18 protein-coding genes and 1 riboswitch are annotated in these 24,649 nt (G+C 71.0%); of the genes, 9 read left to right on the top strand and 9 right to left on the bottom strand.

All coding sequences use genetic code 11. The annotated features are described in order from the left end of the window. From QFZ71_RS22535 to QFZ71_RS22510, 6 genes are all read right to left on the bottom strand, one after another. Positions 1–963, bottom strand: a complete 963-nt coding sequence (locus QFZ71_RS22535) for an ABC transporter permease (protein WP_307669979.1) — start codon at positions 961–963, stop codon at positions 1–3. A gap of 1 nt (position 964) precedes the next feature. Further along, entirely contained in the window at positions 965–1,969 is a 1,005-nt protein-coding gene (locus QFZ71_RS22530; protein WP_307669978.1) for an ABC transporter permease, read from the bottom strand. A gap of 85 nt (positions 1,970–2,054) precedes the next feature. After that, positions 2,055–3,725: an ABC transporter substrate-binding protein gene (locus QFZ71_RS22525; RefSeq protein WP_307669977.1), complete on the bottom strand. Its 1,671-nt coding sequence runs from the start codon at positions 3,723–3,725 to the stop codon at positions 2,055–2,057. Between the two features lie 285 nt (positions 3,726–4,010). Next, a complete protein-coding gene (locus QFZ71_RS22520; RefSeq protein ID WP_373465205.1) occupies positions 4,011–4,793 on the bottom strand; it encodes an enhanced serine sensitivity protein SseB C-terminal domain-containing protein in 783 nt (260 codons plus the stop codon). Between the two features lie 199 nt (positions 4,794–4,992). Continuing rightward, positions 4,993–5,763 (bottom strand): enhanced serine sensitivity protein SseB, encoded by a 771-nt coding sequence (locus QFZ71_RS22515; protein ID WP_307669976.1) that lies wholly within the window; start codon positions 5,761–5,763, stop codon positions 4,993–4,995. A gap of 70 nt (positions 5,764–5,833) precedes the next feature. After that, a complete protein-coding gene (locus tag QFZ71_RS22510; RefSeq protein WP_307669975.1) occupies positions 5,834–6,526 on the bottom strand; it encodes an AAA family ATPase in 693 nt (230 codons plus the stop codon). A 163-nt stretch (positions 6,527–6,689) separates the two neighbouring features. Continuing rightward, positions 6,690–6,787: riboswitch (glycine riboswitch) on the top strand. A gap of 176 nt (positions 6,788–6,963) precedes the next feature. Between QFZ71_RS22510 and gcvT the strand changes: the two genes are divergently transcribed. From gcvT to QFZ71_RS22490, 4 genes are all read left to right on the top strand, one after another. Further along, on the top strand, positions 6,964–8,079 hold the full coding sequence (gcvT, locus tag QFZ71_RS22505) for a glycine cleavage system aminomethyltransferase GcvT (protein WP_307669974.1): 1,116 nt from the start codon (positions 6,964–6,966) through the stop codon (positions 8,077–8,079). Between the two features lie 122 nt (positions 8,080–8,201). Continuing rightward, on the top strand, positions 8,202–8,579 hold the full coding sequence (gcvH, locus tag QFZ71_RS22500) for a glycine cleavage system protein GcvH (protein WP_006127740.1): 378 nt from the start codon (positions 8,202–8,204) through the stop codon (positions 8,577–8,579). An 18-nt stretch (positions 8,580–8,597) separates the two neighbouring features. Beyond that, positions 8,598–9,857 (top strand): serine hydroxymethyltransferase, encoded by a 1,260-nt coding sequence (gene glyA, locus QFZ71_RS22495; RefSeq protein ID WP_307669973.1) that lies wholly within the window; start codon positions 8,598–8,600, stop codon positions 9,855–9,857. Between the two features lie 162 nt (positions 9,858–10,019). Further along, positions 10,020–11,405 carry an L-serine ammonia-lyase gene (locus QFZ71_RS22490; RefSeq protein ID WP_307669972.1) on the top strand — a complete coding sequence of 462 codons (1,386 nt, stop codon included), beginning with the start codon at positions 10,020–10,022 and terminating at the stop codon, positions 11,403–11,405. Between the two features lie 159 nt (positions 11,406–11,564). Here the strand turns inward: QFZ71_RS22490 and QFZ71_RS22485 are convergent, their stop codons facing one another. The 3 genes from QFZ71_RS22485 to QFZ71_RS22475 all read right to left on the bottom strand — a co-directional run bounded on the left by QFZ71_RS22485 (position 11,565) and on the right by QFZ71_RS22475 (position 14,146). After that, positions 11,565–11,876 carry an SCO5918 family protein gene (locus tag QFZ71_RS22485; RefSeq protein ID WP_307669971.1) on the bottom strand — a complete coding sequence of 104 codons (312 nt, stop codon included), beginning with the start codon at positions 11,874–11,876 and terminating at the stop codon, positions 11,565–11,567. A gap of 237 nt (positions 11,877–12,113) precedes the next feature. Continuing rightward, positions 12,114–13,625 (bottom strand): DEAD/DEAH box helicase, encoded by a 1,512-nt coding sequence (locus QFZ71_RS22480; protein ID WP_307669970.1) that lies wholly within the window; start codon positions 13,623–13,625, stop codon positions 12,114–12,116. Positions 13,626–13,942: 317 nt separating this feature from the next. After that, positions 13,943–14,146: a cold-shock protein gene (locus QFZ71_RS22475; protein WP_076967088.1), complete on the bottom strand. Its 204-nt coding sequence runs from the start codon at positions 14,144–14,146 to the stop codon at positions 13,943–13,945. A gap of 981 nt (positions 14,147–15,127) precedes the next feature. Here QFZ71_RS22475 and katG point away from each other — a divergent pair. The 5 genes from katG (at position 15,128) to QFZ71_RS22450 (ending at position 24,611) form a co-directional block, all read left to right on the top strand. Next, entirely contained in the window at positions 15,128–17,350 is a 2,223-nt protein-coding gene (gene katG / locus QFZ71_RS22470; RefSeq protein ID WP_307671550.1) for a catalase/peroxidase HPI, read from the top strand. 692 nt (positions 17,351–18,042) lie between these two features. Beyond that, on the top strand, positions 18,043–19,020 hold the full coding sequence (locus QFZ71_RS22465) for a terpene synthase family protein (protein WP_307669969.1): 978 nt from the start codon (positions 18,043–18,045) through the stop codon (positions 19,018–19,020). A 231-nt stretch (positions 19,021–19,251) separates the two neighbouring features. Beyond that, a complete protein-coding gene (locus tag QFZ71_RS22460) occupies positions 19,252–21,552 on the top strand; it encodes an N-acetylmuramoyl-L-alanine amidase (RefSeq protein ID WP_307669968.1) in 2,301 nt (766 codons plus the stop codon). A gap of 240 nt (positions 21,553–21,792) precedes the next feature. Continuing rightward, a complete protein-coding gene (locus QFZ71_RS22455; protein ID WP_307669967.1) occupies positions 21,793–22,986 on the top strand; it encodes a right-handed parallel beta-helix repeat-containing protein in 1,194 nt (397 codons plus the stop codon). Positions 22,987–23,078: 92 nt separating this feature from the next. Continuing rightward, positions 23,079–24,611, top strand: a complete 1,533-nt coding sequence (locus QFZ71_RS22450; protein ID WP_307669966.1) for a glycoside hydrolase family 6 protein — start codon at positions 23,079–23,081, stop codon at positions 24,609–24,611. Positions 24,612–24,649 lie beyond the last annotated feature (38 nt).

Genomic DNA, 24,649 nt, shown 5'->3' with positions numbered 1-24,649 from the left:
TCAGCCTCGCAACTTCGGGTCGAGGGCTTCGCGCATGGCCTCGCCGAGCAGGGTGAAGCCGAGGGCGGTGATGATGATCCCGATGGCCGGATAGGCGGCCATCATCGGCTCGTTGTCGAAGAAGCGCTGCGCCTGGGAGAGCATCACGCCCCACTCGGGAACGGCCGGGTCGGGGTTGCCGAGGCCCAGGTACGACAGGGCCGCGGCCTCGATGATCGCGGTCGCCAGGCTCAGCGTGGCCTGGACGATCACGGGGCTCAGCGAGTTCGGCAGGATCTGCGTGAGCACGATCCGCTTGCGCCGGATGCCGACCGCCTTCGCGGCGAGCACGTAATCGGCGCCGCCCTGCACCAGCATCGAACCGCGCAGCAGGCGGGCGAAGATGGGGATCTGGACGACACCCACGGCGATCATCACGGTGGTCAGCGACTGGCCGAGCACGGCGGCGATGGAGACGGCGAGCAGCAGCGAGGGCAGCGACAGCATGATGTCGGTGCAGCGCATGATCACGGTGTCGACGCGCTGTCCGGCCTTGCCGCCGAGGGTGGCGGCGGCTCCGGAGAGCACGCCGACCAGGGCGCCGACGATCAGGCCGATGAGCATGGAGACGACGCCGACGAGCAGCGTCTGCCGGGCCCCGACGAGCCAGCGGGAGAACATGTCGCGGCCCAGGTGGTCCAGGCCGAACCAGTTCTCGCCGCGCATGCCGACGAACTTGCCCTGGTTGGGAAAGACCTCGCTGCGCCAGTTCTGGGCGGTGGGGCCGTGCGGGGCGAGCATGGGCCCGACGATGGCGACGAGGACGAACGCGCCGATGATGACCGCGCCGATGATCGCCATCTTGCTGGAGCGCATCCGGCGGAACGCCTCGCGCCACAGGCTGTTGCCGGTGACGGCCTCGGAGCTCTGCGTCAGCTCGGCGAGACGGTCGATCTTGTCTGCTTTGTTGGTCAGGATCGTCACGTCAGTGCACCCGCACTCTGGGGTCGATGATGCTGTACGCGAGGTCGACCAGCAGGTTGATCAGCACGTACACCATCGCGATGAAGAGGATGAACCCGACGAGGACCGGGTAGTCCCGGCCGTCGATCGCGGTACGGATGAAGGAGCCGATGCCGCCGAAGTCGAAGACGGACTCGGTGAGCACCGCACCGGAGAGCAGGCTGCCGGTCAGCAGGCCGACCGCGGTGATCACGGGCAGCAGGGCGTTGCGCAGTACGTGGCGTCCGCGCACGGTCCTCTTGTCGAGGCCCTTGGACTCGGCGGTACGGATGTAGTCCTCGCCGAGCACCTCCAGGACGCTGGCGCGGGTCATCCGGACGATGACGGCGAGCGGGATCGAGGCCAGCGCGACGGCGGGCAGGATCAGGTGCATGATCGCGTTCCAGCTCGCGTCGAACTCGCCGGTCAACAGGCCGTCCAGGACGGCGAATCCGGTGACGTCGGTGGCGTTGATGTCGGAGTCGAGCCGTCCCTGGCTCGGGAACCACTGCAGCTGGACGGAGAAGATCCCGCGCAGCAGCACGGCCAGGAAGAAGACCGGGATGCAGATGCCGAGCAGCGATCCGGAGACCGAGGCGACGTCCAGCCAGCCGCCGCGGTGCTTGGCCGCGAGGTAGCCCATCGGGATGCCCACGACGACGGCGATCAGGATCGCCGCGAGGCTCAGCTCCACGGTGGCGGGGAAGGCGCGGGTGAATTCGTCCCACACCGGCTGCCCGGTCTGGGTGGAGGTTCCGAGATCGAGCTCGAAGATGCGCTTGAGGAAGCGCCAGTACTGGACGTGCACCGGCTCGTCGAGCCCGAGTGCACGGTTGATTCTCGCCACTTCGGCTTCGGTGGCCCGCTCGCCCAGGATCGCTGTGGCGGGTCCGCCGGGCAGTCGGTTCAGCCAGAGGAACAGCAGGACCGACAGGCCGAGCAGGGTGGGAATGAGCTGGAGAAGTCTTCTGACGACGAGTCGCAGCACCCCGCATGCCCCTTTCTCACGTGCGTCGATGCGGGTCCGCCCGGCCACCTGGTTGCTGTGGCCGGGCGGACCCGCTGGTGTGCGATTACTTGAAGGAGACCTCGGCGAAGTTCTCCTGCGTCAGCGGGGAGACCTTCGGCGGGTTGACGTTCTTGGCGAACGCGATGGCCGGGGGCGACGACGAGATCGGCACGCCCGGGACGTACTCCATGATCGCCTCGTTGGCCTTCTTGTAGGCCTCGGTGCGGGCGGCCGGGTCGGTGACCTCGGAAGCGGCGTTCACGGCGTCGAAGACCTTCTGGTCCTTGAAGCCCCACTGCTTGTCCGGTCCGGCGAACCAGGTGCCGATGAAGTTGTAGCCGTCGTTGAAGTCACCGGTCCAGCCGAGCATGTGCAGGGCGCAGGAGCCCGCCTCGGTGGCGTCCAGGTAGTCCGGGGCCCACTTCATGGCCTTCGGCTTGACGGTGATGCCGGCCTTCTCCAGGTCGGCCTTCATCAGCTCGAACATGTCCTGCGGAGCGGGCATGTACGGGCGGGTGACCTCGGTCGGGTAGCAGAAGTCGATGCTCAGCTTCTCCTCGCCGGCCTGCTTGAGGAGGCTCTTCGCCTTGGCGGTGTCGAACGGGTACGTCTTCACCTTGTCCGAGAAGCCGGCGACCGTGTCGGGCATGAACTGGGTCGCGACCTTGCCGCCCTCGGGCAGCTGGGTGTTGACGAGGTTCTCGCGGTCGATGGCGTGCGTGATCGCCTGACGGACCTCGGGCTTCTTCAGCGCCGGGTTCGACGACTGGCTCATGCCGATGTAGAAGATGTTGAAGACGTCACGGGTCGGAACCTCGTAACCCTGCTTCTCCAGCGTCGTCACATCGGCCGGCGCGACCAGGTCGTAGCCGTCGATGTCACCCGCCTGGAGCGCCTGGCGGCGGGTCTCCTCGGTGGAGATGGTGCGGAAGACCAGGTTCTTCACCTTGGCCTTGGCGCCCCAGTAGTCGTCGAAGCGGGTGAGGGAGACTTCCTTGTTCCCCTTGTTCCACTTCGTGATCTTGTACGGGCCGGTACCGGCGACCGTGCCGGCCTCCTGGCTGTACTTGGGGTACGTGATCGCGTCGCCCTTGGCGCTCGCGTCCTGCTTCTCGTACTCCTTGATGGCCTTCGGCGAGTGGATCGCCAGCGCCTGGAGGGAGAATCCGCCCGGCAGGTTCGCCGACGGCTCGTTCACCTCGATGACGGCGGTGTTCTCGTCCTTGGCGGTGCAGGACTTGTAGTTCGCCTTGGGCGCCTCGGCGTCCTCGTTCTTCGCGAACCCGCCCATGATGGACTGCCAGTAGTAGGAGACCGCGCTGGACTGGTACGTGCCCTTCCAGTTGAACCAGTGGTCGTAGTTCGCGCAGACCGCGGCGGCGTTGAACGCCTCGCCGTCGTGGAACTTGACGTTCTGGCGCAGGTTGAACGTCCAGACCTTGCCGGCCTCGTCGCTCGACCACTTCTCGGCGAGACCGCCGACGAGCTTGCTGCCGCCGGGCTCGTGCTCCAGGAGCGCCTCGAAGGCCTGACGGGTGACGCGGAACGTCTCGCCGTCGCTGGCGAGGGCCGGGTCGAGGGAACCGGGGTCACCGGCTCCGGCGAAGACGAAGGTGTCCTTGTCGCCCCCCTTGGAGCCGCCCTCGTCCCGCTCGCTGGAACAGCCCGTGGCGACCAGACCGACAGCGACCGCTGTCGTGATCGCCCGGACGGCCCGGGACTTGAATATGCGCATGGGTCCACCCCTGGTTCGCCATGTGGTGAGGTTTGATGGCCGCACACTACAGACGGGGTACATCGCAAGAGAACAGTCCGGATAGCGGTGATACCTAGTCGAGACCCGGACAGTTAACAAACCGTCCAGTTCCGGGACATCCTCCCGAGGGAAGTTAACAAGCCGGACATCAGCGGGCGTTCGTCGCCCGATGGCCGGATCTGTCGCCCGTCGCAGCTCAGCGAGGGCGGCCGACGCGGCGCAGCGCCCCGCCGCGCGGGGTCCGGCGGCGCGGGGCCTCCGGGCTCAGCGGGCCTGCGGCGGGTAGCCGTAGCCGGGGGCGGGGGGCGCGACGGCCGGGCCGTGGGCCTCACGGTCGTAGAACGGGCGGGCGTTGGCGCGCAGCCACATGCCGACCGGGTCGTACTCGTCGGACAGCGCGACGGTGGAGACCGGCAGCCCCTCGGGGACCGCCGCGACCGACTGGCTCATCATCGCGCGCACCGCTTCCACGGAGGCGCGGCCGGTGTCGTAGAGGTCGAGGCCGATCGCGAGGTACGGGACGCCGACCGCGGGGTGCACCCAGGCCCGGCGCAGGGAGCGGATGGCGGGGGTGCGGTGGGCGTTCTGGGTGAGCAGGGCGTAGAACTGCGGGAGTTCGATCGCGGGGTCGGAGATCCGGAGCGGCCCGGCGGGCAGCCGGTCCAGGCCGGTGGCGATCCGCCGCAGATCGAGCCAGGGGATGCCGACGCCGCCGCCGGGGGCGTGGGGGTTCAGCCAGATGCCCCAGCGGTCGGGGAACAGGGCGCGGGCGATGTCGCGTCCGGTGACCAGCTCGTGGGCCCGGCTCCAGCCACTGGCGGAGAGCTCCTGGGCGGAGGTGACACAGGGGGCGTACCCCAGGCCCTCGACCTCCATGTTGCCGTACTGGGCGTCCGGCGACCCCGCCGTGCCGTGCCAGAGCAGCATCCAGACCCGGCCGTCGGCGAGGGCGGCGAGCAGCGCCTCGTAACTGTCGTACCGGCCGGGGGTCACCTGGCGCAGCATGTGCTCGACCTGCCCTGCCGCCGCAGTGCCCGACGCGCTCACTCTGGGTTCCGCCCCTCGTCGTTCCATCGGTTTCACGCCGCTCCGGGCCCACGGGAGCGGCTTCGCCATCCAACCAGCTTATGCGCCGACGGGGGCACCGGCTTGACGTCGCGGTCCGGCGAGGTCAGGCCGACCGAGGCGGCCCGCCGGCCGGTGCCGTGGCGCGGGTCCGCGGTTCAGCCGCCCGCGCGCCGGTGGTTCAGTGGCCCGCGCGCCGGTAGAACGGGCGTACTTTCTCCCGCATCCAGTCACCCACCAGGTCCTGGGCCACGTCGAGCAGGACCAGGTTGACCGGCCAGGGGACCTGGACCCGGCCGAGCGCCCGGCCGATGGCGTCCATGGGGACGCTCTGGCCCGCCCCGTCCCAGCCGGCGAACTCGACGCCGACGAAGAGGACCGGGTCGCCGCCCTCGATGCTGGCCAGCGTCCGGCGGGCGGTGCTGACCACCCCGGTGGCCTCGAACTCCTCGGACACGGCGGAGAGGAAGTCGACCGGGTCCTGCTGCCAGTCCGGCTCGAACAGCCGCACGCGGCCGCCGGAGGCCGGCCCGTCCAGCGCGGTACGGCCGGTCCGGCACAGTTCGGCGACGGCGGGCGGCGGAAGCGGTATGCCGACGGCGCCGCCGGGGTTGACGGCGATGCCGACCTGCGGGGGCAGGCCGCGGGCGAAGTCGCGGGCGGGCGCGACGGCGAAGGACATATGGCTTCCGACGCAGCTGAGGAACTGCGCCTCGGAGCTGAAGACGGGGACGAACGCCGCGCCGTCGATCTCCATCATCGGCAGGTCGAGGTCGGCGCCGGCGGGGCTGCCGCCGTTCGGCAGCGGTACCCAGACGGAACTGCGGCCGAGCACCTCGACGAGGCGGCCGCCCGCGTCCGGGACGCCGAGCGAGGCGCTGAGCACCTCTTCGAGCTCGTTGGCGGGCCACCCCTGCTGGGGGTGTGCCGGTGCGGGTGCCGGAATGTCCACTGCCTCTGCGCCTCTCTCCACCGCCGGGGCCGCCGCGCACGGTGGCCCTGCTCCGGCCAGCACCTTAACCTCAGCGGGCGGCGGAAGCCCCGGCCTCCGTGAAGGCGATCCGGGCGAGCGCCCCCGCCGCCGGGCGGTCCAGCAGCACGGCGGAGGCGCAGCCGGCGGGCAGCAGCCCCTGCTCGGTGTCGCGGAGCAGCCGGGCCACCGCGTGCCGGTGGCGGGCGAAGGCGTAGCCGGAGACGCCGCGCCCGCGCTCGCGCTGCCCCTGCCGCGCGACGTCGGGCGTCACGTCGAGCAGGACGAGGTGGAGGGTGCGGCCCCGGCGCGCGGCGTGCCGGGCGAGCCAGCGGCGTACCCAGGTCTGGGTCCCGCAGTCGTGCACGACGACCGATTCACCGGCGCGCAGGGCACGGCGGAGGCCGAGGTAGTGCGCGGCGCGGACCAGGGGGCGGTAGAGGGCGTAGGGCAGCGCCGCGGGCAGGGCGTCGGCCCAGCTGTCGCGGGTGTTCTGCGAGTCGACGGCGCGGCCCTGCGCGGCCTGGCGGATGAGGGTGGACTTCCCGCTGCCGGGCAGGCCGGAGACCACCACGATGTCGCCAGGCGGGAAATCGAGGGTGTAGGGGACCAGGCCCGCGCGCCCGCGCAGATCCCGTACCACCGGCGCGCCGTCCGGCGGAAGCTCCCGTACGGGTGCGCCGGACTGTGCGGGCAGCGCGCCGTGCGCGACCCCCGCTGTCGGTGCCGACCGCTGTAACGTCATCGCCCATCCCCCTGCCGTCGGGCCGCCCACACCTGTTCCTGAAGTGTAAAGAACTGGCAAGGCGGCACAACCGTCCTCGCCGTCCGGGCAGGCGTCGAGGACCGGCCTCCCGCTCCGCCGGAATGCGTGCGATGATGGCCGCGCCAACTGCATACCGGCCGTTCGAATCCGCGCGGGAGAGTTCCGGCCCCACCGTGGGCCGGGCGCCGAAGGAGCAAGATCCTCCCTTGAATCTCTCAGGCCCCGTACCGCGCGGATGAGGCAGATCTGAAAAGCGGGCCGCTCAGGCGGCTCCACCCAAGGTGCAAGCCGAGCCCCCTGAACAAGGGCGCCCTCCGGGGCACACCCCGTCAGGGGCTGTCGGCGAACCTCTCAGGTTCCGATGACAGATGGGGAGGATTTCCGTCCTGACGTCGTCATGCCCTGGAGCCATGCCCATGAGCACCGCCCCCCGTCTCACCGCCCTCGACGCGCTGCACCGCTCGCTGGGCGCCACCATGACCGACTTCGCGGGCTGGGACATGCCGCTGCGGTACGCGAGCGAGCGCGACGAGCACAACGCCGTCCGCACCCGCGCCGGTCTCTTCGACCTGTCGCACATGGGCGAGATCACCGTCTCCGGGCCGGAGGCCGCCGCCTTCCTGAGCTACGCGCTGGTGGGCAACATCGCCACCATCGGCAGCGGCCGGGCCCGCTACACGATGATCGTCCAGGAGGACGGCGGGATCGTGGACGATTTGATCGTCTACCGCCTGGGCGAAGCCGAGTACATGGTGGTCGCCAACGCGGGCAACGCGCAGATCGTGCTGGACGCGCTGACCGCCCGCGCCGAGGGCTTCGACGCCGAGGTGCGCGACGACCGGGACGCGTACGCGCTGCTCGCGGTGCAGGGCCCCGAGTCGCCCGCCATCATGAAGGCCGTCACCGACGCCGACCTGGACGGGCTGAAGTACTACGCGGGTCTGCCGGGCACGGTCGCCGGGGTCCCGGCCCTCATCGCCCGTACCGGCTACACCGGCGAGGACGGCTTCGAGCTGTTCGTCGCCCCCGAGCACGCCGAGCAGCTGTGGCGGGCGCTGACCGAGGCCGGCGCCCCGCACGGGCTGATCCCCTGCGGCCTCTCCTGCCGGGACACGCTGCGCCTGGAGGCGGGCATGCCGCTGTACGGGCACGAGCTGACGACGGCGCTCACCCCGTTCGACGCGGGCCTGGGCCGGGTCGTGAAGTTCGAGAAGGAGGGCGATTTCGTCGGCCGCGAGGCGCTGAAGGCCGCCGCCGAGCGCGCCGAGACCGCCCCGCCGCGCAAGCTCGTCGGCCTGGTCGCCGAGGGCCGCCGGGTCCCGCGCGCCGGTTTCTCCGTGGTCGCCGACGGCAAGGTGATCGGCGAGGTCACCTCCGGCGCCCCGTCCCCGACCCTGGGCAAGCCGATCGCCATGGCCTATGTGGACGCCGCCTTCGCCGCCCCCGGCACCGGGGGCGTGGGCGTGGACATCCGCGGCACGCACGAGCCGTACGAGGTCGTCGCGCTGCCGTTCTACAAGCGCCAGAAGTGATATCCCGGAGGGGCGGGCGCGTTCTCGGCCGCCCGAGCCCGTCACGGAAGTGACGTACCTCCGTCTCACCCCGTAAGACCACCGTTCATCAGCACTCCCCCGCGTACAGGAGAATTCAGGTCATGAGCAACCCCCAGCAGCTGCGGTACAGCAAGGAGCACGAGTGGCTGTCGGCCGTCGAGGACGGCGTGGCCACCATCGGCATCACGGAGTACGCGGCCAACGCCCTCGGTGACGTCGTCTACGCCCAGCTCCCGGAGGTCGGTGACACGGTGACCGCGGGCGAGACCTGCGGGGAGCTGGAGTCGACCAAGTCCGTCAGCGACCTGTACTCGCCGGTGACCGGCGAGGTGACGGCGGCCAACCAGGACGTCGTGGACGACCCCTCGCTGGTGAACTCCGCTCCCTTCGAGGGCGGCTGGCTGTTCAAGGTGCGCGTCGCGGAGGAGCCGGCCGATCTGCTCTCCGCCGACGAGTACACCGCGTTCTCCGGCAACTGAGACCCAAGGGACCCCCTGATGTCGCTTCTGAACTCCTCCCTCCACGAGCTGGACCCGGACGTCGCCGCCGCCGTCGACGCCGAGCTCCACCGTCAGCAGTCCACCCTCGAAATGATCGCCTCGGAGAACTTCGCTCCGGTCGCCGTCATGGAGGCACAGGGCTCCGTCCTCACCAACAAGTACGCCGAGGGCTACCCGGGCCGCCGCTACTACGGTGGTTGTGAGCACGTCGACGTCGTCGAGCAGATCGCGATCGACCGGATCAAGGCGCTGTTCGGCGCCGAGGCCGCGAACGTGCAGCCGCACTCCGGCGCGCAGGCGAACGCCGCCGCGATGTTCGCGCTGCTGAAGCCGGGCGACACGATCATGGGCCTGAACCTGGCCCACGGTGGTCACCTGACCCACGGCATGAAGATCAACTTCTCCGGCAAGCTCTACAACGTGGTCCCCTACCACGTCGACGAGACCGGTGTCGTGGACATGGAGGAGGTCGAGCGCCTCGCCAAGGAGTCCCAGCCGAAGCTGATCGTGGCCGGCTGGTCCGCCTACCCGCGCCAGCTGGACTTCGCCGCCTTCCGCCGCATCGCGGACGAGGTCGGCGCGTACCTGATGGTCGACATGGCGCACTTCGCGGGTCTGGTCGCGGCCGGGCTGCACCCCAACCCGGTGCCGCACGCCCACGTCGTCACCACCACCACGCACAAGACCCTCGGCGGTCCGCGCGGCGGAGTGATCCTCTCCACCCAGGAGCTGGCCAAGAAGATCAACTCCGCGGTCTTCCCGGGACAGCAGGGCGGTCCGCTGGAGCACGTGATCGCGGCCAAGGCGGTCTCGTTCAAGGTCGCGGCGGGCGAGGAGTTCAAGGAGCGCCAGCAGCGCACCCTGGACGGCGCGCGCATCCTGGCCGAGCGCCTGGTCCAGCCGGACGTCACCGAGGTCGGCGTCTCCGTCCTCTCCGGCGGCACCGACGTCCACCTGGTCCTGGTCGACCTGCGCAACTCCGAGCTGGACGGCCAGCAGGCCGAGGACCGGCTCCACGAGCTGGGCATCACGGTCAACCGGAACGCCATCCCGAACGACCCGCGTCCCCCGATGATCACCTCGGGCCTGCGGATCGGCACCCCGGCGCTGGCCACCCGCGGCTTCGGCGCCGAGGAGTTCACGGAGGTGGCGGAGATCATCGCCGCCGCCCTCAAGCCGTCGTACGACGCGGACGACCTCAAGGCCCGCGTGGTCGCGCTGGCCGAGAAGTTCCCGCTGTACCCCGGCCTGAAGTAGCACCTGGCCTGCGGTTCCGCGCATCTCGACGGGGCACCGCGCACACTGGACGAGTGAGCGCGGTGCCCCGACCCTTGTCCTCCGTCACCCCACTTGCCCCCGATTGTCCCCGCACCACCCCGGCAGACAACGGCGTCTTCCCACCCCCCAAGGAGTTCCCCCGTGGCCATCTCGGTCTTCGACCTGTTCTCGATCGGCATCGGCCCGTCCAGCTCCCACACGGTGGGGCCGATGCGCGCCGCCAGGATGTTCGCGCGCCGCCTGAAGAACGAGGGGCTGCTCGCGCACACCGCCTCGATACGGGCCGAGCTGTACGGTTCCCTCGGCGCGACCGGCCACGGGCACGGCACGCCCAAGGCGGTCCTGCTCGGGCTGGAGGGCGAATCGCCCCAGACCGTGGACGTGGAGTCCGCCGACGGCCGGGTGGAGGAGATCCGCGCCACCGGCCGGATCAATCTGCTGGGCATGCACGAGATCCCGTTCGCCTTCGACGACGACCTGGTCCTGCACCGCCGCAAGGCGCTCCCGTACCACGCCAACGGCATGACGATCCTCGCGCACGACGCCGAGGGCGCGCCGCTCCTGGAGAAGACGTACTACTCGGTCGGCGGCGGCTTCGTCGTCGACGAGGACGCGGTGGCCGGCGAGAACCCGATCGTCCCGGACGACACGGTCCTCAAGCACCCGTTCCGTACCGGCGACGAGCTGCTGCGGCTCTCGCGGGAGACCGGCCTGTCCATCTCCTCGATGATGCTGGAGAACGAGCTGGCCTGGCGCACCGAGGCGGAGATCCGCTCCGGGCTGCTGGACATCTGGCGCGTCATGCAGGCGTGCGTCTCGCGCGGCATGTCCCGCGAGGGCATCCTCCCCGGCGGCCTGAAGGTCCGCCGCCGCGCCGCGAACTCGGCCCGCCAGCTGCGTGCCGAGGGCGACCCGCAGGCCCACGCGATGGAGTGGATCACCCTCTACGCGATGGCCGTCAACGAGGAGAACGCGGCGGGCGGGCGCGTCGTCACCGCCCCCACCAACGGTGCGGCGGGCATCATCCCGGCCGTGCTGCACTACTACATGAACTTCGCGGCGGGCGGCTGCACCGAGGCGGAGAAGGAGGACAGCGTCGTGCGCTTCCTCCTCGCGGCGGGCGCGATCGGCATGCTCTTCAAGGAGAACGCCTCCATCTCCGGCGCTGAGGTCGGCTGCCAGGGCGAGGTCGGCTCCGCCTGCTCCATGGCGGCCGGCGCCCTGGCCGAGGTCCTCGGCGGCTCCCCCGAGCAGGTGGAGAACGCCGCCGAGATCGGCATGGAGCACAACCTGGGCCTGACCTGCGACCCGGTCGGCGGCCTCGTCCAGATCCCCTGCATCGAGCGCAACGGCATGGCGGCGGTGAAGGCGGTCACGGCGGCGCGGATGGCGCTGCGCGGCGACGGCAGCCACAAGGTCTCCCTCGACAAGGTCATCAAGACCATGAAGGAGACCGGGGCGGACATGAGCGTGAAGTACAAGGAGACGGCGCGGGGCGGGCTCGCGGTGAACATCATCGAGTGCTGAGGTTCTAGGCCCTGATCAGGTCTTTTGCCTCACTCAGCTGCTCAGCGCCGCCCTGGTCCTCCCGCGCGTACGGCACGGCAGGGGCCTCCCGCTCGCACAGCGGGAAGGCCCGGCCCGTCGGCGCTGTCCGACTGCGGCCGCCTCACGCCTGCCCGTCGCTCAGGCGGCCACAGGGGTGCCGAGCAGCGCGGAAGCCCGCTGCACCGGGGTGAGGACCCGAGGGGGCGCGGCGGCCGGGGCCACGTCCCGGCAGGTGAAGCCGAGCTGGGCCATGGCCCGCAGGACTTCTCCCGCGCTGAAGTCGCGGCGGTCCTGGCGTGTGATGACCTGTCCGACCTGTTTGACGGGGTAGGTGCGTCGGCCGATGATCACGGACCCGCCGGCGGCGTGCTCGGGTTTGACGCCCTTCATCGTCTCCAGGACGCCGCTCCTGGTCAGCTCGAACGGGAAGCGGGCGATGACACAGCGCATGGTGCCTCACAGGGAGAGGAACGGAGAGGGAGTGGTTCCGCCGGGGCGGGGCGGCTCGGCGGGCGAGGGCGAGGAAGCCCACGGCACCGCCTTGTTCGTCGACCACGGGCAGGGCATCGAGGGCGCAGCGGGTGCCCGACCTCGGCCGGGGTGGCGGGCGTCGTTCGGGATCGCGTCCGGATCGGCGTCACAGGGTGCCTCCTGCGGCGGCGGGCATGTTTCCGGATCGCGGAGTTCTCAGGCGACCGCGTCGAAGGAGGACTGGTGCGCGGTCACGCGCCGGGCCGCGGAGGCGGGGCTGCGCCGGCCGCGGGCGGACGTACCGCGCCTGCGCCGTTCGACCACCGGCGCGGTGATCGTCACCGGAACACCGGAAGGGGTCCGGGCTCCGGTGATGCGGCCGAGCGCCTCGTCGCCGGAGCTGACCCGCGTGGTCCGGGGCACGATGCCGGCGGCGGTCATGAGGCGGGTCATGTCCCGGCGCTGGCCGGGGGTGACCAGGGTGACGACGCTGCCGGACTCCCCTGCCCGCGCGGTACGGCCGCCGCGGTGGAGGTAATCCTTGTGGTCGGTCGGCGGGTCCACGTTGACGACGAGGTCGAGGTTGTCGACGTGGATACCGCGTGCGGCGACGTTCGTGGCCACGAGCACGGTGACGTGTCCGCTCCTGAACTGGGACAGGGTCCGGGTGCGCTGCGACTGCGCCTTCCCCCCGTGCAGGGCCGCGGCCCTCACACCGCTGGCCAGCAGGTGGTCGGTGAGCTTGTCCACCGCGCGCTTGGTGTCCAGGAACATGATCACCCGGCCGTCGCGCGCCGCGATCTCGGTCGTCGTCCGGTGCTTGTCGGTGCCGTGGACGTGCAGGACGTGGTGCTCCATCGTCGTGACCGCACCGGCGGAGGGGTCGACGGAGTGGACGACCGGGTCGCTGAGGTAGCGGCGGACCAGGCGGTCGACGTTACGGTCCAGGGTGGCGGAGAACAGCATGCGCTGGCCCTCGGGCCGCACCTGGTCCAGAAGCTCGGTGACCTGGGGCATGAAGCCCATGTCGGCCATCTGGTCGGCCTCGTCCAGAACGGTGATCGTGACCTGGTCGAGCCGGCAGTCACCACGTTCGATGAGGTCCTTGAGCCGGCCCGGCGTCGCCACGACGACCTCGGCACCGCCACGCAGCGCACCGGCCTGCCTGCCGATCGACATACCGCCGACGACGGTGGCCATGCGCAGCCTCACCGAACGGGCGTAGGGAGCCAGGGCGTCGGTCACCTGCTGGGCCAGCTCACGCGTCGGCACGAGGACCAGGGCCAGCGGCCGGCGGGGCTCCGCACGCCGGCCGGCGGTACGGGCCAGCAGGGCCAGGCCGAAAGCGAGGGTCTTGCCGGAGCCGGTGCGCCCGCGTCCCAGGGCGTCGCGGCCCGCGAGGGTGTTGGGCAGCGTCGCCCCCTGGATCGGGAACGGAACGCTCACCCCCTGCGCGGTCAGCGCCGCCAGCAGCGGCGCCGGCATGTCGAGGCCGGCGAACGTCTCGACGGCGGGCAGCGCGGGGGTGACCGTGACCGGCAGAGCGAACTCGCCCTGGACGGCGGCGGGCCGCCGCCCACGGGCAGCCGCGCGGCCCGAACCGCCGGAGCGGGCCGGAGCGGCGGAACGGGCGGAGGCGGTCGAGCTGAAGCGGCTGCCGCCCCGGCCGGATTCTGCGGTACGGCCGGCGGTGCGGGAAGAGCGGTTGCTCGTACGTGTGGGGTTCATGCGGAACCTTCCTTGATGCGGCACGTATCAAGGAATTCCCGCTGCGGAGAAACAGCGCGGGGAATCACAGGAACGGGCCGAGCGAAATAAGAAATCACATGGGAACTGCGACTTTTCCCGGAACGGGATGCAGGCCATGGAATGAGTGACGCCGCAGGGGCGGGAAATCCAGCGCCATCGACGGGCGGGACCGGGAAGGAGTGGGTATCGAAAAGACACCGGGCGGAGGTTCTGCCACTGATGGCATCACTCCGGAAGAATGCCCGGAGCTGGGGCCCGCACCCCGAAGGATGCGGGCCCCAGCTCCGAAGTACGCGTCAGGCGGGAACGATGTTCTCGGCCGTCGGGCCCTTCTGGCCCGGAGCGATGTCGAACGTGACCTTCTGGCCTTCGAGCAGCTCGCGGAAGCCCTGGGCGGCTATGTTCGAGAAGTGGGCGAACACGTCGGCGCCGCCACCGTCCTGCTCGATGAAACCGAAACCTTTGGCCGCGTTGAACCACTTCACAGTGCCTGACGCCATGTCATATCTCCTTCGGGGGGCAGGTACGCCGGAATCCGCCATGCACGGATGCCGCGTCGCCGTGATGATGCCCCGCCCGGAAGGAAACCGGAAATATCAGGAAGCTTCCACCGGCCGGACCATGTCCCGCCAGAAGCTTGAAGTGTGGGAACCACAACTGCAACTGGGATCGACAGTAGCACGCCGAAATGATCCGCGTACGGTGAATAATTCCGTTCGCCCCGCTGCGGCAAAAACACTTCCGGCGCGGCGCGTTGAATTCTGATGCCACGGCCACAGATATCGACCTGCCCAGAGGACAGCGTTTCCGGAAGGACTCCCGCCCTTCACGGCGCGAGGACGCCGACCACCCGGATGCGCGGCGGCTCCACCGGCGCCTCGCCCGTCATGACGGAGGGTCAGGACACGAGGAGTGGAGTCGGCGGTGGACGGTGCGGCACACGGAGCTCTGCCCCCCCCTGGCGTTCAGCCCCGACGCCAGGACGCTCGAGACAAGGCCGTGCGGCTGCGGAAGCTCCCCTGAGACAGGGGCGACACAGCCTGCTGTCCTTCGCCGCCTGACCTCCGGACCTCGCCTCGCGTACCCCTCCGGGCCGGGCACGCGAGGCGTGGTCCGGCACGGGACCGCCCGGAGCCCGACACCCCGCTGGGGCGGGTCCGCGGTGAACCCTCGGGGGCTGGGCGGGGCGGCCGACCAGCATGCTTCCCGCGGCGGTCCTGCGGCGGCACCGCCCGGACGGGCCAGTCCGGGCGGCCTGCGGTGGTCGACCGGCATCCGGCGTGTTTGCGTGGTCATGCGCGACCGCCGTTCCGTCGGCCGGCGGCGCGAACCGCCCCTCCAGCGGCCCGCCCCCGGTCGGACCACACGATCCCGACCGGGCGCGCCCGCCGTGAGGACGGGGCACGCTCGTACGGCGGTCCGTCCTGCTCCCGCCCCACGCGAAAGGCATGCCCGTGCCCGACAGCCGCGACCAAGCCGAGATGAACGCGCTGCCCACGAACACCGAACCGACGGCGGGCGGCTGCCCCGTCACGGGGGCGCGGCAGCCGGGCCCGCTCATGGGCGACGGCATCCAGCAGTGGTGGCCGGACAGGCTCGACCTCGGGGTCCTGCGCCGCCACGCCGACTGCGCCGACCCCAACGGCAAGGGCTTCGACTACGCCGCGGCGTTCGACGCGCTCGACCTGCCGGCCGTCAAGCGGGACATCCTGCAGGTGCTGACCACCTCCCGGGACTGGTGGCCCGCCGACTTCGGCCACTACGGGCCGTTCATCATCCGCATGGCCTGGCACCTGTCCGGGACCTACCGCGTCACCGACGGCCGGGGCGGCAACGGCGCCGGCCTCCAGCGCTTCGCCCCGGTCAACTCCTGGCCCGACAACGTCAACCTGGACAAGGCCCGCCGCCTGCTGTGGACGGTGAAGCAGAAGTACGGGCGCGCGCTGTCCTGGGCGGACCTCATGGTGCTGTCGGGCAACGTGGCACTGGAGTCGATGGGCTTCACGCCCCTGGGATTCGGCGGCGGCCGCGAAGAGGTCTGGGGCCCGGACGAGGCCGTCTACTGGGGCCCCGAGAAGGTCTGGCTCACCGATGAACGGCACGAGGACGACGGCGAGCTCGAAACACCGCTCGCCGCCGACACGATGGGCCTGATCTACGTCAACCCCGAAGGCCCCAAGGGCAACCCCGACCCCATGGCGTCGGCGACCGACATCCGCGAGACCTTCACCCGGATGGCGATGAACGACGAGGAGACCGTCGCCCTGTGCGCCGGCGGCCACACCTTCGGCAAGACCCACGGCGCCGCGCCTTCCGACACGCTCGGCCCCGAGCCGGAGGCCGCGCCGATCGAGGAGCAGGGCCTGGGCTGGAAAGGCACGTACGGGTCCGGCAAGGGCAACGACACCGTCACCAGCGGCCTCGAGGTCATCTGGACCGACACCCCCACCTCCTGGGACAACCGCTACTTCGAGATCCTCCTCGGCTACGCATGGGAGCGGACGAAGAGTCCGGGCGGGGCCCACCAGTGGAAGCCGAAGAACGGCGAGGGCAAGGACATCGTCCCGGACCCGCACGACCCGTCCGCACGGCGTACCCCTTCGATGCTCACCACCGACATCGCGATGCGGGTCGACCCCGACTACGCACGGATCTGCCGGCGGTTCCTCGAACACCCCGAGGAGTTCACCGAGGCGTTCGCCCAAGCCTGGTACAAACTGACCCACCGCGACATGGGCCCCATCACCCGCTACCTCGGCTCCGACGTCCCCGCGCAGGAGCACATCTGGCAGGACCCGCTGCCCCGGCCCACCGAAGCCGTCCTCGACCACGATGCCGTCGAGCTGCTCAGGTCCCGCCTCCTGGACTCCGGGATCCCGGTGACCGACCTCGTGTGGATCGCCTGGTCCTCGGCGTCCACCTTCCGCGGAAGCGACAAGCGCGGCGGCGCCAACGGCGCCCGTATCCGCCTCGAACCCCAGAACGGCTGGGCCGTCAACGAACCGCACCGGCTGTCCGCCCTCCTGCACCGGCTGGAGGACATCCGCACGGACTTCAACTCCTCCCGCCCCCCGGGCCACGGCGTCTCCATGGCCGACCTCATCGTCCTGGCCGGCACCGTCGCTGTCGAGAAGGCCGCCGCCGACGCCGGCCACGACGTCGAGGTGGCCTTCACCCCGGGCCGGGTGGACGCCGGCCAGGAGCACACCGACATCGACGGCTTCTCCTACCTGGAGCCCGCGGCCGACTGGTTCCGCAACTACGCGGGCAAGGACACCGTCCCCGCCGAGAACCGCCTCGTCGACCGGGCCGACCTGCTCAATCTGAGCGCCCAGCAGATGACCGCCCTGGTCGGCGGGCTGCGGGTCCTCGGCGTGACCTACCAGGGCACCTCCCTGGGCGTGCTCACCTCGAACCCCGGCGTGCTGACCAACGACTACTTCGTCAACCTCCTCGACCAGGACACCTCGTGGAGTCCCGCCGCACACGACCCCACGGTCTTCGAGGGACGCGACGCCGCCACCGGCACGGCTCGCTGGACCGCGAGCCGGGCAGACCTGGCCTTCGGCTCCCACGCCGAACTCCGGGCCCTCGCCGAGGTCTACGCCAGCACGGACGGGGCCGTGAAGTTCGTCGAGGACTTCGCGGCATCCTGGACCCACGTCATGAACCTGGACCGGTTCGACCTGCGCACCCGCGCATAGGGCCTGCCGAGGCCGTCCGGAGACGTAGGCCCCTGTTGCCGCCGAGGTGACGGGCCGGCCCCGGAGGCCTTCTGCCCCGGTACCGTCCAGCCCCTCGCCGGGGCGGCGGTGCCGGGGCTTCGTCCTTGTGCCGGGGCCCTTCCCGCCGACGTGCGGACCGCACACATCCCGTGCGGGGCCGACCGTCCACCACCGGGAGACGGCCCTCCCCCGCCGGGTCAGGAGCCGCCGCTCCTCACGATGCCACCGGGGCACCGCCCCTCGGAGGCCGGAAACATGCTCAGGGGCCATCACCCTCGGAGGGCGGACGACACGCCGGAGCATCGCCCCAGGAGTACACAGATGGCTCAGTACCGATCAGAGAATTATTGACGATCAAACATTTTCGGTCACACCTGCTTCCCTCCGGCCCCCCACTCGGGGTTGACTGAGCATCACCCATGGTGACGCGTTCGCCCACCGGCCGGCCGACCTGCCCCGGCGATCCCGGCTTCCGGCGGAGGAAGGAGGAGGACAGCAATGGCCCTCCCACCTCGCACGGCCGCTCCGCCGTCCGGCCTCCGGGCTCCCGGCCAACCGTTCCGGGCGGGCCCGTCCCCTGCGCGGACACCCGGAACGCTCCGTGGATGTCATCCGCCGTATTCATTTGACGAGGGGCAGCAATGAGCCAGATCACGTTACCCGCGTTTCACATGCCGTTCGAGAGTGCCGGCTGTCACCCCGGCTTGGCCGCCACGCGTGAGGCCGCCTGGGAATGGGCCGAATCCGAGGGTCTGGACCTTTCCGTCCCGGCACGCCGGAAAATGATCCGCACCCGCCCGGAGCTGTGGATCTCCCTCATCTTCCCGAAGGCCACCCAGGAACATCTCGACCTGTTCTGTCAATGGCTCTTCTGGGCTTTCCTCGTGGACGACGAGTTCGACGACGGCCCGGCCGGACGCGATCCCCTCCTGTGCGAGGCCGCGATCGCCCGCCTGGTGGACGTCTTCGACGGGGCGGCGCCGAACGGGCCGATGGAGCGGGCCCTGGCCGGTCTGCGGGACCGGACCTGCACCGGCCGGTCGCCGCAGTGGAACCGGCAGTTCCGGCGGGACACCGCCGCCTGGCTGTGGACGTACTACGCCGAGGCCGTGGAGCGTGCCGCCGGACAGGTGCCCAGCCGGGCCGACTTCATCAAGCACCGCCGCGATTCGGTCGCCATGCAGCCCTTTCTCTGCCTGCACGAGATCACCGCCGGAATCGACCTCCCGGATTCCGCCCGGAGCCTGCCCGCCTATATCGCCCTGCGGAACGCGGTCACCGATCATTCGGGGCTCTGCAACGACATCTGCTCCTTCGAGAAGGAAGCGGCGCTCGGTTACGAGCACAACGCCGTGCGGCTGATTCAGCACGACCGGGGATGCACCCTCCAGGAAGCCGTCGACGAGGCCGGAATTCAACTGGCACGGGTGGCCGAACGGGTGCGCAGGGCGGAAAAGGAACTGCTCGAGGAAATCGAGGCGGCGGGTATCGAGGGCCCGACCCGGAAGGCTCTGGAGCGCTGCGTCCAGGACTACCGGGGGCTCGTCCGGGGCGACTTCGACTACCACGCGCGCGCCGAGCGCTACACGCGCCCGGACCTGGTGGAGCGGGACGAACGGGACTCCCTGTCCCGCCACTTCGCCGCCTGAGCCGTCCGCGGCACCCGCGTTGCCGGCAGCACGGCTCGCACCACCCGCAGCAACGCGCCAGGGCCCGGGGGCTCCCGTACCGCTCCCCGGGCCTCATGAAAGTATGTGCACCGCAAGCATGTCCCGGGTCGCCCCACCGGCCGGGCCGACGGCGACGTCGTGCCCCCGGTCGGCGACCGACCGGTCGGAACGGCCTGCCTTCCAGTCAGCGACGTCCCCGGGGAAACACGTATGCGAGTGCAGCGAAGAGTCTGGACCACGGCCGCCGTCACCACGGCGGCCGTGACGGGTGTCCTGGTGTTCCAGGGCGTGACCGGCGCCTCCGACGCCGACCGCGACGGGCGGGCGGCGGACTCCAAGTCCGCCCCGGTCGAGTCCGAGGTGCACCGGGCCTCGTTGAAGACCTCCGCCGACGGCAGCTCCGCCTCGCTCGCGCGCCGCGACACCGCGCCGTTCAGCCTGCTCGGCGTCACCTGGACCGACCCGGCCGCGAAGGTGACGGGCCGGGTCGAGGCCCGTACCCGCTCCGCCGCCACGGGTGAGTGGACCGGCTGGCTGCCGCTCGACACCGAGATCGACGGGCGCACCGAGGCCGGCCGGTCCGGTGTGCGCGGCACCACCGAACCCCGCTGGGTCGGCCCCTCCAACGGCGTCGAGGTCCGCGTGACCACCGCCGGCGGTGCGCGGAACGGACTGCCCGACGGGTTGCGCCTGGACACCGTGGATCCGGGCGGCGCCCCGGCCCCCCTCGCCGCCGAACCTGCCGCGTTCGCCGTCGACGAGACCCCCGGCGAGGAGCCGACGCCCGGCGAGGAACCGACGGCCACCCCGCCCACCCAGGAGCCGGGAGAGACGCCCACGGAGGAGCCGGCACCCACCCCGACCACCGAGTCGCCCGCCCCGCCGAGCCCCGACCCCGGCCCGAGCACCGAGTCTCCCACCCCGTCCGCGTCGCCGACGACGCCCAGCGCCTCCCCGACGCCGGCACCGACGTCCACGCCCGGGCCGCCGTCCACCGTTCCGCAGCCGCCGATCGTCTCCCGCGCCGGCTGGCAGGCGGACGAGTCGCTGAGCACCGAGGCGCCCGACTACCTGGACCAGGTCAAGGCCGTCTTCGTCCACCACACCGCGCAGACCAACGCGTACTCCTGCGCCGACTCGGCGGCCATCGTGCGCGGCCTGCACACGTACCACGTGAAGTCGAACGGCTGGAAGGACCTCGGCTACAACTTCATCGTCGACAAGTGCGGCACGGTCTTCGAGGGCCGCAAGGGCGGCGTGGACCGGCCCGTGATGGGCGCGCACACCTACGGCTTCAACCGGGACACCGCCGGGATCGCCGTGATCGGCATGTACACCGACACCAAGGCCGCGACCGCCGCCACCACCGCCGTCGCCCGCGTCGCCGCGTGGAAGCTCGGGCAGTACAAGGCGGACCCGGCCGGCACGGTCCAGCTCACCGCCGGGGCCAACGGCAACAACATGGACCACAAGCAGTTCGTCGCCGGGCAGCAGTACGGCTTCCAGCGGATCTCCGGGCACCGCGACGGGTTCGCCACCGAGTGCCCCGGCCTCTCGCTGTACCAGCAGCTCCCCGCCATCCGGACGCTGGCCGCCGGTCCCGTCGCCGGGCTCACCATCTCCTCGGTGACCGGGGCGAACGCTTCCGGCTCCACGTACTACACCCAGTCGAAGGTCACCGTGGGCTGGAAGGCGACCACGCCCGCCGCCCTCGTGAAGAGTTACGAACTCCTCGTCGGCGGGCAGCCCGTGGCCACCGTCAAGGGCGACGTCACCTCGGCCGCCGCCACCCTCGCCGTGGGCAAGCACGCCGTCCAGGTCCGGGCCACCCACCAGTCGGGGAAGACCTCCCTGTCCCCGGTGGCGACCGTCGTCGCCGACCGCACCGCGCCGGTCTTCTCCACCAAGCCGTCCCTCGCCCTGCGCACCGGCACGGTGAACGCCACCGCCGTCCCGCTGACCCTGAAGTGGAAGGCCGCCGACGCCGCCTCCCTCAAGGAGGTCCGGCTCACCGCGCCCGCCGCCAGGACGTACGGCCCCACCACCGTCAGCGCCTCGCACACCGCGAAGCCCGGCACGGCCACCGCCTGGAAGATGACGGCGTACGACCGCGCGGGCAACACGGCCGCGGCCTCGGTCTCCGGCACCCCGGTGATCCTCCAGGAGTCCGCCGCCAGGAGGAGCGGGATGTGGACCACCAGGTCCTCCAGCAGCTACCTGGGCGGCAAGTCGTACTCGAGCAGCGCCAAGGGCGCCAGCCTGACCTGGACGTTCACCGGCCGGTCGGTCGCCTGGGTGGTGTCGCGGGCCGCCACATCGGGGCAGGCATACGTCTACGTCGACGGGAAGAAGGCCGCCACGGTGGACCTGAAGTCCTCGACCACGCAGTACCGGCAGGCGATCTGGACGCAGTCGTGGTCCTCCAGCTCCCAGCACACGGTCAAGATCGTCGTCGTCGGCACGACGGGCCGCCCGGCCCTGACCACGGACGGACTGGTCCACCTGAAGTAACCGCGCACCACCGCACCGCGGAAGGGGCCGCACCGGCCGCATGCGGCCGGTGCGGGACCGAGGCCGGGACGGGGGCGGGGGCGGGGGCGGGCACCAGACGGTCCGCGGACCGGAACACCGGGGTTCGTCCCCTCGCGCAGCCGGATGGGCCGCCGGTGGGGGTGGACACGCCCCCCGTGTCTCGGATTGGATGATCACCGCTCACACCGAGCACGTGTTCGAATAGCAGGGGGTGGCGGTATGGACCGCACACGAAGACTTCTTCTCGGCGGGGTGACGGCGGGCGCCGTGTCGGTGGCGACCATGGCGCCGAACGCCGCGGCGGCGGAGCCCGTCGCGGCGGCCACGCCGGGCTGGCACGACGTCAGGACGTACGGGGCCAAGGGGGACGGCCGGACCGATGACACGGCCGCGATCCAGGCGGCGCTGGACGCCTGCGAACCGGGCAACAGCGTGTACCTCCCGGTCGGCCAGTACCGTACGAGCGCGCCCGTGCGGATCGGCCCCTACGTGACCCTGCGGGGCTCGCACGGCTCCGGCGAGAACGAACACGATGTGGCCGACCCGCCGTTCGGCCTGAAGCCCCTGCCGCACTTCGCCGGCGAGGCCGTCGTGCTCATCCTCGACCAACTGCGGGGCGGCCACACACTCCGGGCCGTCGAGCCCCGCGTCTTCGACCTCACGATCGACGGCAGCGACCTCCCGCGCGACGGGGCGGAGATCGACGGCATCCGCGCCGTCGGCCAGATCCAGCACCTCCAACTGCGGGACGTGCAGATCCGCAAGGTCACCGGCATCGGGATCAACACCGTCTACAACACCAGCGTTCCCAAGGGCCCGCAGGCGCCCTTCTGCCTCCACTTCGACCGGGTCTCCGTGCAGTGGACCGGCAGCTACGGCATCGCGTTGAACAACTGCACCGACTCCGTCTTCCACGACGTGTACGCGCTCGGCTGCAACGGGACCGGCTGGTGGATCGCCGGCACGGGCAACTCCACGTTCACCAGTTGCCGGGCGGAGTGGTCGGGCGGCGACGGCTTCATGCTGCACGGCTGGGAGGGCGTCATCCAGTTCGTCGGCTGCTCCACCGACCGCAGCATGTTCGACGGCGTCAAGGTCGTGGCCAAGAACGCCCGCGCCATCCTCCAGCTCACCGGCTGCCGACTGGACCGGGACGGGCGCAACAACGACCTGGGCGGCGGCGGGTACGCCGGGCTGAAGGTCCAGGACTCGGCCGCCAAGGTACTCGCGGACGGCCTGATCGTCACGCCCGGAAGCAACGACGACGGCCGCAGCAAGGCGTCCCCCGCACGCGGCGTCTCCGTGACCGGCTCCGCCTACACCGTCGTCAACTCCGGCTACATCGACGGTGTCGAGATCGACTGGCACGACGGCGGCGGCAACACCGTGCTCCGCAAGGGCCCCTTCCTCTGAGGAACCCCCGTCGTCTCCCGCGGGGGCGACGCCGAAGTGCCTGTACCCGTTTCTCCCATCCTCACGAGCAAAGGACACCGACACCGGTGCGCATGAGATCCCTGCTGTACTCCGTCACCGCGATACCCCTGCTGGCAGCGTCCGTGATGCTGCCGGCCTCCACCGCCCACGCCGCGCCCGAACCGCTGCTCTACGGCGAGCTCACCCCGGAAGGCGACTTCAGCACCGCCCCGCCGAACACCACCTGGTGGTCCTCCACGGGCACCGGCGCCGACTACACGGGCGGCACGCTGAAGACCTCCGTGGGCACCGAAAAGCTCGAGCCCTACCACGCAATGCTGGGGCGCAACGGCGTCCGGCTGCGCGAGGGCGCGCTGTACACCCTCTCCTTCGACGCCCGCTCCTCGGCTCCAGCGGATATCGTGGCGTCCGTCCAGCAGCCCAGCGGGGACTTCACCGCCCCCCTGAGCCGGAAAATCACCCTGGACGCCACGAACAGGCGCTTCCAGTGGACCTTCCGCTCCACGATCGACACGACGGCCGGCGAGGGCGGCCAGATCACCTTCCAGCTCGGCGCGCAGACGGAGCCCCGCAGCTTCACTTTCGACAACGTCTCGCTGACGACGTCGACGCCGCGCGAGGGCTTCTTCGTCGACCCGAAGTCCAACGCCCAGAATTGGCTGGACGCACCCCCTGACCCCGCCGTCCCCGTCGGCACCCTCGACCGCGAGAAGATCCGCACCGGGGTGGCCGGCCGGATGACCGTCAAGTGGTTCGGCGGCTGGAACACCGATGTGCGCGCGGCCGTCGACCAGTACGTCACCTGGGCCGCGGACGCCGGCCAGGTGCCCACGCTCGTCGCCTACAACATCCCCGGCCGCGACTGCGGCGGCGCATCCGGCGGCGGCGCGGAGGACGCGAAGCGCTACAAGGAGTGGATGGACGGCTTCATCGCCGGCATCGGCAAGCGGCCGGCGATCGTCATCCTGGAGCCGGACGCGGTGGCCCAGGCCGACGTGGAGCAGAACTGCCTCACGCCCGAGCAGCGCGAGGCCCGCTTCGACATGCTCTGGTACGCCAACCAGCACCTCGACGCGCAGGGCCCGTACGTCAAGACGTACCTCGACGCCGGCAACGCGACCTGGACGCTGGGCGCACGCCGCCTGGACGACCCGGCGGACAAGGGGATCGGCCTGAACGACATGACCGACCTGCTGGGCCGCTCCGGCATCTACCTGGCCGACGGCGTGGCGCTGAACGTGGCCAACTACCACTCCACCGACATCTCCAACGACTACGGCCGCCGGCTCGCCGCCCGCGTCAAGGAGCGGCTGGGCGTGGACACGACCTGGGTCGTGGACACCTCTCGCAACGGAAACGGCGCGTACCGCATCCCCGGCGACGAGACCAGCGGGGAGGTCGGGTTCTGCAACCCGCCGCTGCGCAAGCTGGGATCGCCCGCCCGGATCGGTGAGGGCGGCGCCGCCTTCTACCTGTGGATCAAGAACCCCGGCGACTCCGACGGCCGGTACGAAGACGACCGCCGCTGCTCGTCCACCGGCCCGCAGGTCCAGGCCGGCCACTTCTCGCCGGAGTTCGCGCTGCGGCTCATCGACGGCAGGTGAGGGAGGCCGGTGGGGTTCCGCCTCCCCGGTGGGGTCCC

Source organism: Streptomyces sp. V2I9 (genome assembly GCF_030817475.1).
Classification (GTDB): domain Bacteria; phylum Actinomycetota; class Actinomycetes; order Streptomycetales; family Streptomycetaceae; genus Streptomyces.
This window is presented reverse-complemented; position numbering and strand designations above follow the sequence as displayed.

Coding starts and splice junctions, on each gene's coding strand:
- QFZ71_RS22465 (WP_307669969.1), top strand. CDS start 18,043: ATGCCGTTCGAGAGTGCCGGCTGTCACCCCGGCTTGGCCGCCACGCGT.
- QFZ71_RS22455 (WP_307669967.1), top strand. CDS start 21,793: ATGGACCGCACACGAAGACTTCTTCTCGGCGGGGTGACGGCGGGCGCC.
- QFZ71_RS22450 (WP_307669966.1), top strand. CDS start 23,079: ATGAGATCCCTGCTGTACTCCGTCACCGCGATACCCCTGCTGGCAGCG.
- QFZ71_RS22475 (WP_076967088.1), bottom strand. CDS start 14,146: ATGGCGTCAGGCACTGTGAAGTGGTTCAACGCGGCCAAAGGTTTCGGT.
- QFZ71_RS22525 (WP_307669977.1), bottom strand. CDS start 3,725: ATGCGCATATTCAAGTCCCGGGCCGTCCGGGCGATCACGACAGCGGTC.
- katG (WP_307671550.1), top strand. CDS start 15,128: ATGAACGCGCTGCCCACGAACACCGAACCGACGGCGGGCGGCTGCCCC.
- QFZ71_RS22485 (WP_307669971.1), bottom strand. CDS start 11,876: ATGCGCTGTGTCATCGCCCGCTTCCCGTTCGAGCTGACCAGGAGCGGC.
- QFZ71_RS22460 (WP_307669968.1), top strand. CDS start 19,252: ATGCGAGTGCAGCGAAGAGTCTGGACCACGGCCGCCGTCACCACGGCG.
- gcvH (WP_006127740.1), top strand. CDS start 8,202: ATGAGCAACCCCCAGCAGCTGCGGTACAGCAAGGAGCACGAGTGGCTG.
- QFZ71_RS22480 (WP_307669970.1), bottom strand. CDS start 13,625: ATGAACCCCACACGTACGAGCAACCGCTCTTCCCGCACCGCCGGCCGT.
- QFZ71_RS22510 (WP_307669975.1), bottom strand. CDS start 6,526: ATGACGTTACAGCGGTCGGCACCGACAGCGGGGGTCGCGCACGGCGCG.
- gcvT (WP_307669974.1), top strand. CDS start 6,964: ATGAGCACCGCCCCCCGTCTCACCGCCCTCGACGCGCTGCACCGCTCG.
- glyA (WP_307669973.1), top strand. CDS start 8,598: ATGTCGCTTCTGAACTCCTCCCTCCACGAGCTGGACCCGGACGTCGCC.